The following is a 7,460-nucleotide window of genomic DNA, read 5'->3' on the forward strand; positions in this document are numbered from 1 at the left end:
CCTGTGCTGAGTTGGTAGCCACAATATAATTCGTCAATAATTTTTCAGCATCAAGTTCAATTACCCTACTTCTATTCGCAGCAAAATTGAAATCAATATCCCAGGTAAACTGTTTTTTAATTGGTGTAATCCCCAACTGTGCTTCTATACCTTTGTTGTTTATTTTTCCGGCATTAAGCAGTTTTGAACTAAACCCGGTACTTTGACTTACATCGGCAGCCAAAATCTGATTGTAACTATTGGTGTTATATGCACTTAAATCGAAACGTAACCTTTTGTTAAAGAAAACAGCCTCAACGCCCAGTTCTGTTGAGGTGGTAGTTTCTGGTTTAAGGTTAGGATTAAGGTCGATATTACTTGTGGTAAGTTGAGGGTTTGCGTTAAATGGCGCACTAAATGCATAAGTATTGATCAAGCGATAAGGATCTGCATCTTTACCTACTTTAGACCAGCCTCCACGTATTTTTAAGTAGTTAAGCGCTTCACTTTTAATGTCAAATGCTTCTGTTGCTACAAAACTTCCGTTAAATGATGGGTAAAAATACGATCTGTTTTGCGCTGGTAAGGTAGATGACCAATCGTTACGGGCCGTGATGTTGGCAAAAAGGTAATTCCTGAAACCAATCTGTCCAGAGGCATAAACACTGTAAGATTTTAACCGCGATAAATTATTTGATGAAATTAAAGGATCGCGTGAATTCTTAAGGGTATACAGTCCTGCAATGGCCAATTTAGGCGCACTTTGATCGTTCTGCTCGATATATTGCCTGCGGATGTTCCCACCACCTAACAATTCAAGACTAAAATCGTCATTCAACTGTTTGTTAAAGTTTAATGTCGCATCTGTATTATTTTCACTTACTGTAAAGGCACTCTCAGTATAAGAGCCAAAAGGCGTTCCATTGGTACCATATGCAATCCTAACTTTGCGCCTATCATTATAATAATCCGTTCCTGATCTGAAATTGAAATCAAGTCCATCAATAATCTTATAATTCAGCGCTAAACTTCCAATAATCCGGCTACGGTTTTGTGATACGGTATTTTCGTAAGCTACCCAATAAGGATTGCTGTAATAGCTATTGTTCCAGTTAAACGTTTTTCCATTTTCATCCAAATAATCTTTCAATTGGTTGATATCAACCTGACGGCCGAACCAGGTAAACTGCAACATGGTACTGGTAGATCTCGAACCACCCGTTCCCGGTAAATTATCAGAATTAAGTTTGCTGTAGTTTGCATTTGCGGTTAAACTTAATTTGGGTGTTACTTTTATTGTAGTATTCAATACAAATGAATTTTTGCCCTGTCCGGAGTTTGGTACTATACCTACCTGTTTCAGGTTATTGTACGATAATCGGAAGTCGTACTTTTCGCCTGCATCTGCAATAGATACCCCATTGTTTAATGAATATCCGGTTTGGAAGAAATCACGTACATTATCAGGATGCGCCACAAATGGAACGGCTACTCCTTTCGAATAAAATTGTGGGATTAGCCTACCATCCAATTTAGGACCCCAGCTTTCATCTACTCCATCGTTAATGCCTTTACCTGCACCATCTACATAACTAAATTTGCCCTCCGATCCCTGACCGAAAGCATTTTGATACACGGGTAGCGTAAGCAAGGTTTCTAAAACCGCGTTTGAATTGATGGCAATGCCTAATCCTTTTTTCGATTTACCTGTTTTGGTTTTAATGAGGATGACACCTGCCGCAGCCCTCGAACCGTATAATGCAGCGGCATTTGGTCCTTTTAATACACTCATCGATTCTATATCTTCTGGATTAATGTCTGAAATGGTATTGGCATAATCTCTGGCCCCAGCCGAATTTAACTGAGAATTATCTACCGGAATCCCATCAACCACAAATAATGGCTGGTTATTTCCGGCAATAGATGTTTCCCCCCTGATGACCACACGCGAGGAACCCATGCTCCCCTGACTATTGGTTACCCTTACACCTGCTATTTTTCCGGCCAGTGCATTTACCAGGTTAGACTCTTTAGCTTCGGCCAAATCCTGTCCTTTTAATTCCTGAACAGCATAACCAAGCGATTTCTTCTGCCTCGAAATACCCAATGCAGTAACCACTACCTCATCAAGCGCATTATCGCTTGACTGAAGAATGATCGAAATGGGGCCGGCGTTTTTATTGATCTGTATTTCCTGGCTCTTAAAACCGATATAAGAAAATACCAATGTACCCTTATCTGGTGCATGAATAGAAAAAGCTCCTTTTGCATCAGAAATGGTGGCTTGTTTGGTTTCTTTTATTAAAATGGAAACACCAGGGAGTGTTTCACCATCTGCCGACTTTACCGTTCCGGTAACCGCGGCATTTTGAGCGGAAAGCTTTTGCACAATAAAGAGCAGAAAGATAAACGCTATTGACTTTAAAATTTTAAACATAAGTGTGTAGTTAATAATCAATTAAAAGGGATAATAATTTTGGGTAAAACAATTTTACCACGGCTAAAAGTGTATTTGTTTTTAAAGAGAAAAAGGAATGGTTAGCCTAAAAAAGCCTGTTAAAATGGAGCAATTTTAACAGTTTCTAAAAATTTAGATGGTTGCTAAGGCTTCACAGGGCCATTCCCTCCGCCTTTCTTGATAAGTATTTTAAAATAACTGGGGCAAAGGTATAATTAATTCCATTTATCCTATAGTTTTTATAGATTTTTGTTGAAAAATTTTTTCTTTGCCAATTACATCCATATATTTGTCTACTAGTTTAGTCGACAAATACACATCCCAATGAAACTAAAATCCATTTTAACAGCCGTATTGGCTATATCAATAACTTTCACCTATGCTCAGAACCATATTGCATTAGCAAATAATCAAGCAGCAAAGCTTAAAGAGAAAAAACAAAATGTTTTTGTTGCCCTCGGCATCTGGCGTGGAATAGCTAAGGTTAAGGAAGGATTAGAAATCCCCTTTAACTTCGAAATCAGCGAAAAAAGCGGTCAGCAGAAATTATACTTCCGCAATGCTGAAGAAAGTTTCGAAGGTGGCCTTGTAAAACAAACAGCTGATTCGCTTTTCGTAAAACTGGATCAATTTGATAACGAACTCGCATTTGCAATAGATGGTGATCAATTAACAGGCACATTAAGGAAACAGGATAAAGCCGGCAAACCTTTAACCATTGTTGCTGAACGAAAAAATTACCGTTTTAAAACAACAGATAAACCTGCAAAGGCAGACTATTCTGGCAGTTATGATGTAGTTTTTAAATCGCCAAATGGTAAGGAAGAGAAAACAGTAGGTTTATTTAAGCAAACTGGTAACAAACTTACCGGCACTTTTCTCCGTGTAACAGGCGATTCACGTTATCTGGAAGGTGTAGTAGAAGGAAATGAATTTCAACTTTCGAGCTTTATTGGCTCCTCTCCTTCCTATTACAAAGGACCGGAAGCTGGTGCCCAAATTGTGTTGATGAAGCTACTTTTATTGCGCCCTGGTATAAAGAAAACAAGAAACGTGGTGTAGAAATTATTGCTTTGCATTATGAACGCTCAACCGAACCTGAATATGCAAAAAAGGTGATGACGCGTTTCCGCGAACGTTTTGGAATAGATTACGACCAGGTTATTGCAGGTACTGCCGATAAGCAGGTCGTATCAGAATCGTTGCCTGCACTCGATTCTTTTTTATCGTTTCCAACCACAATAATCATCGATAAACAGGGCAATGTAGCGCAGATCCATACGGGTTTTAATGGCCCCGCAACCGGTAAATTTTATGATGAATTTGTGAAAGAATTTAATACAGAGATTGATACCTTGCTGAAGAAATAGACTCATCGTTTCATTCCTTAGTTGTCATTCTGAACGCAGTGAAGAATCTTCCTCAGTGGTCGGTGAGACACCACCTACTTGAAAGAATAATTATGCATAACGTATTGTTTTTTGGAAAGCAGGTGCAGCGCTCTTCGGTTTAAGCAGTCCTTCTTTCCGCTTCTATCTTTTTGTGAATTAATTGCATAAACGATTATAGTCTTGCAACAAAAAGGATAGCCGCTACAATAAGGTTTATTTTACCGGGGGCTGTGTAGTAAACAAAGCCGAAAGCGAGCTTACCAAAGTTAATTCATCACAGGGCCGGGGTGTTTAGATAAATTCAGGTAATTACGTATGCATCAGCTTCCTTGCAGAAAAAAAGTGCTTAGCCCCGGGCGTAGCGGCATCATTAATGTCATTAAGTTAAACGCCGTGGTTGTCAGTCTGAGCGTAGTCGAAGACTTGTTGAGATTAATAAATCGCAAATAAAAGCCCTTCGACTACGCTCAGGGTGACATCCCATAGTTGTCATTCTGAACGCAGTGAAGAATCTTTTTAAGATAGATTTATTCCAATAGAGAAATTTTGGTCCGACTCTCTTTAGCCTGAGATTCTTCACTGCGTTCAGAATGACATTTATTTTTAGACAAGATTAGGAAGATACTTTACTGAATAGTCTTCAAAACAAAATCTATTATCGTTTTCTTTGGAACCACTACAGTGGTTGTTCGGCTAAACCTGGCGATGTTAATCCCATAAAAATTACCCTTCCAATCGAAAACAGGAGAACCGCATGCATTGATCTTAACGGCTGAATCGTGAGTAAAAATGGCATTAAAGCCATCTCTTCGCTCCGACTTTCCACCTTCAAATTTCTCTGCCGGGTGATTAAATACCGAGTGACCCCGCCCCTCTAGTTTTAATGTTTTACTCATCTTACCTGAAGCATTTTCCCATTCAAAAGAAACCTCATCATCTGCCCAATATTTCATTATTTCTGGGGCAAATTCACTCGCTTTTTTTATCAGTTTACCATTCATGCTGATCAGTTCATCGCCAACTTTTATGCCTGCTTTTTCTGCCGGACTGCCTTCTTTGATTAACGAAAACTGAACGGGACTGGAATTATAAACCACCATTGCGCCTAAATAAGGCTGACTATTAATTTTCGGCAAATTAAATAGCTTACTGCCCAAAACACTGCGCATCACCTTGCCAGCAGGATCAATGCTATAAAGAAGTTTACCCATCTCTATTCTAACGCTGTCGCTATCAGAAATATTTAAATCAATCCCACCGGTTATCCGTTGGTCAAGTTCAAATAAAACCAGGTCATTCTCCTGATCTTTTCCTATTAACTTAATTGGCACCGCAACTCCATTAATATCACCTTTTGCTTGTTCGCCAACCATCGTGTTTTTACTGAGTAGAAGTTGTTTTTTAGCTCCATTTGCTGTGTTAACATTCAATAAAGCGGCGTAAATATCCTGGTTTTTTCCTTTTATCATACTTTTGATGGAAAAGCAGCTGTTTTTAAGCGTTGGCATATTAAAATCAGGGTGTAAAGCCTTCTGTTTGCTTTCTTTCTGTAATAGCAAAGACAAGGGATCTGTTTTCACACTATCCCTCTTTTCAGGGAAAACGGTATAAAGTTTTTCGCTGTTTAAAGCCGTCCAATAACGGCGGTAAAGGTCAACAGGAATTTCGAAATTCATTTCTTCCGAAACATCAATGGCACTGTGCAATCCGATTACGCGGCCATAATAATCAAATAAAGGGCCGCCAGAATCACCTGGTTCCATTTTGCAGGTGGAGCGGATAAAACCATATTCATTTTTCACTTCTGCAATATTCCCTAACCTTAAGGTTGGCATCGTTTGATTTAAGGTTTCGGGATAAGAAATGCTGATACAAGGTTCGTTTTTAAGCAAACTTGCCGAATAACCCATCTCAGCAAATGGATAGGTGCCTTTATCGGTAATTTTCATCATGCCCACATCTGGAATGCCTGGCGTCTCTTTATTTTCTATTTTACCAAGTGCCAGCGCGATGCATTCGCGGCCATCAGGAAAAAAAACCTTATAATTTTTACCGGGCAAAATGGTGTGTGCAGCGGTTAGGATATAACCATCGGCACTAACCACCACCCCACTAAACTGAGCACTGGTTCTTTGGTTTTGCTGTACATCGAAACCCCACATCCGTACACTTGCAGGGTACGCCTTTTTAACTGCTTCGGCAATGGTTTTCTGAAATTTGGCAACCTGTTTTTTCTGGGCCACAGCATTTAAGCCGAGAAGCATAACTATCGTTACTACTATTCCCTTTATAGCGTTATTCATTTGTTATTTATGATTTTTTGCCAATGTAATCCGCTCAGAAATTTCCTGGAGCGCAGCGGCATCGGTTCCGGTGAAGCCGGTTAGTTTAAATACAATGTTGCCTGCTTTATCGATAATAAATTTTGCAGGGATGGCACTTACGCCGTAAGCTTCAACCGCAGCATTACGTCCAGTCCCATCTTTCAGGTCCATTAGCACCTGAAAATTAAAACCCGATTGTGCGATGTATTTTTTTACATCTTCAACTGGTGTTTTGGTGGTTTCCCAGGTATGGATAAATAAGAACTTTACAGAAGGATCATTTTTATAGGTATTAACGGCAAGCTGCATCGCAGGAAAAGATTTTTTGCAGGGCACACACCATGTCGACCAAAAATCGAGCACAACTACTTTCCCTTTTAGATCCTTTAGCGATACTGCATTTCCATCGAGATCTTTTAAAGTAAAATTGGCTGCAGGTAAACCGATCATTTCTGATAAAAGCTTATTGTGCAAGGAATCAGCTTTGTTTACAGCAGTTTGTGCCGATACAGAAATACATGTAAACAGGCACAAAGAAGCCAAAAGGCAAAGCCTTAAAAAAAGTTTCATATTTTAAGTTAAAGGGTTAAAAAACCGGCAAGGCCATTTTACCGGCCATGCCGATCGCATAGATAGCTTAAATAAGGATCTCCAATATTTTTTCTTTCGGTGGGTAACACTTGGTTTCATCACACACCTGATAGTACAGACCACATTTAATTTTAGTGCCTGCTTTTGCCTTGCTGTAATCGACCATTATCCTAAAGTTTGCCTTTCCTTCAAAAATAAACATGCCCTCGTTGCCCGGATAAGGAATAGCTGCTGTTGTTTTCCATTCTTTATCGGCCACTGCACCTTCAGGAAGTTCCAATCTGGTTTCGGTAACCACAAATGGATTATCTTTAGATACATAGGCATAAATATGCCAGCCTTTTAAAATTTTGGCTTCGATAAGCAAACTGTCTTTTTTATTGCCATTACCAGGAATAAACCTTGCAGAAACCGCAACCGGATCGGCCGTGGTAGGCTCATCATTAACAATCGCTTTTGGCAACTGGTAACTTTGCTGTTGACCAGTAGGAAAGCTTTTTCCATAGGTATTGACCATGAATTTAAAGCCACCAGATTCGGTATAAAATAGATTATTAAGGTTTAGATTGAGCCAATTTCTCCATTCAGCTGCTTTGTTGAATTTTTGAGTAGTGTAACGTTCGAGCAAACGTTGCGCCATCGCTACCTCTTTGTTGGCCTCCAATAAAGTTACACATTTATCTAAAAGCGCCACTTTACGGTTAGAAATACCTAGCT

6 protein-coding genes are annotated in these 7,460 nt (G+C 39.4%); 2 read left to right on the plus strand and 4 right to left on the minus strand.

The window, feature by feature from the left end; all coding sequences use genetic code 11:
* Positions 1-2,416, minus strand: a 2,416-nt coding sequence (locus AC1DND_RS21465) for a SusC/RagA family TonB-linked outer membrane protein (RefSeq protein WP_477584663.1), incomplete at its 3' end; no start/stop codon positions are given.
* Between the two features lie 345 nt (positions 2,417-2,761).
* Here AC1DND_RS21465 and AC1DND_RS21470 point away from each other — a divergent pair.
* Both AC1DND_RS21470 and AC1DND_RS21475 read left to right on the plus strand, forming a co-directional pair.
* A complete protein-coding gene (locus AC1DND_RS21470; protein WP_477584664.1) occupies positions 2,762-3,499 on the plus strand; it encodes a hypothetical protein in 738 nt (245 codons plus the stop codon).
* Positions 3,460-3,807: a thioredoxin domain-containing protein gene (locus AC1DND_RS21475; protein WP_477584668.1), complete on the plus strand. Its 348-nt coding sequence runs from the start codon at positions 3,460-3,462 to the stop codon at positions 3,805-3,807. Before AC1DND_RS21470 ends, AC1DND_RS21475 begins: the two co-directional genes overlap by 40 nt.
* A 647-nt stretch (positions 3,808-4,454) precedes the next feature.
* Here AC1DND_RS21475 and AC1DND_RS21480 read toward each other — a convergent pair.
* The 3 genes from AC1DND_RS21480 to AC1DND_RS21490 all read right to left on the minus strand — a co-directional run.
* Positions 4,455-6,131, minus strand: a complete 1,677-nt coding sequence (locus tag AC1DND_RS21480) for a trypsin-like peptidase domain-containing protein (protein ID WP_477584665.1) — start codon at positions 6,129-6,131, stop codon at positions 4,455-4,457.
* Positions 6,132-6,134: 3 nt separating this feature from the next.
* Positions 6,135-6,722: a TlpA family protein disulfide reductase gene (locus AC1DND_RS21485; RefSeq protein ID WP_477584666.1), complete on the minus strand. Its 588-nt coding sequence runs from the start codon at positions 6,720-6,722 to the stop codon at positions 6,135-6,137.
* A gap of 67 nt (positions 6,723-6,789) precedes the next feature.
* Positions 6,790-7,460, minus strand: a 671-nt coding sequence (locus tag AC1DND_RS21490) for a protein-disulfide reductase DsbD domain-containing protein (RefSeq protein WP_477584667.1), incomplete at its 5' end; no start/stop codon positions are given.

The organism is Pedobacter sp. 01N416, assembly GCF_056399685.1.

What these genes read in the sequence shown, in the direction of transcription:
- AC1DND_RS21470 (WP_477584664.1), top strand. Translation starts at nt 2,762, where the DNA reads ATGAAACTAAAATCCATTTTAACAGCCGTATTGGCTATATCAATAACT.
- AC1DND_RS21480 (WP_477584665.1), bottom strand. Translation starts at nt 6,131, where the DNA reads ATGAATAACGCTATAAAGGGAATAGTAGTAACGATAGTTATGCTTCTC.
- AC1DND_RS21485 (WP_477584666.1), bottom strand. Translation starts at nt 6,722, where the DNA reads ATGAAACTTTTTTTAAGGCTTTGCCTTTTGGCTTCTTTGTGCCTGTTT.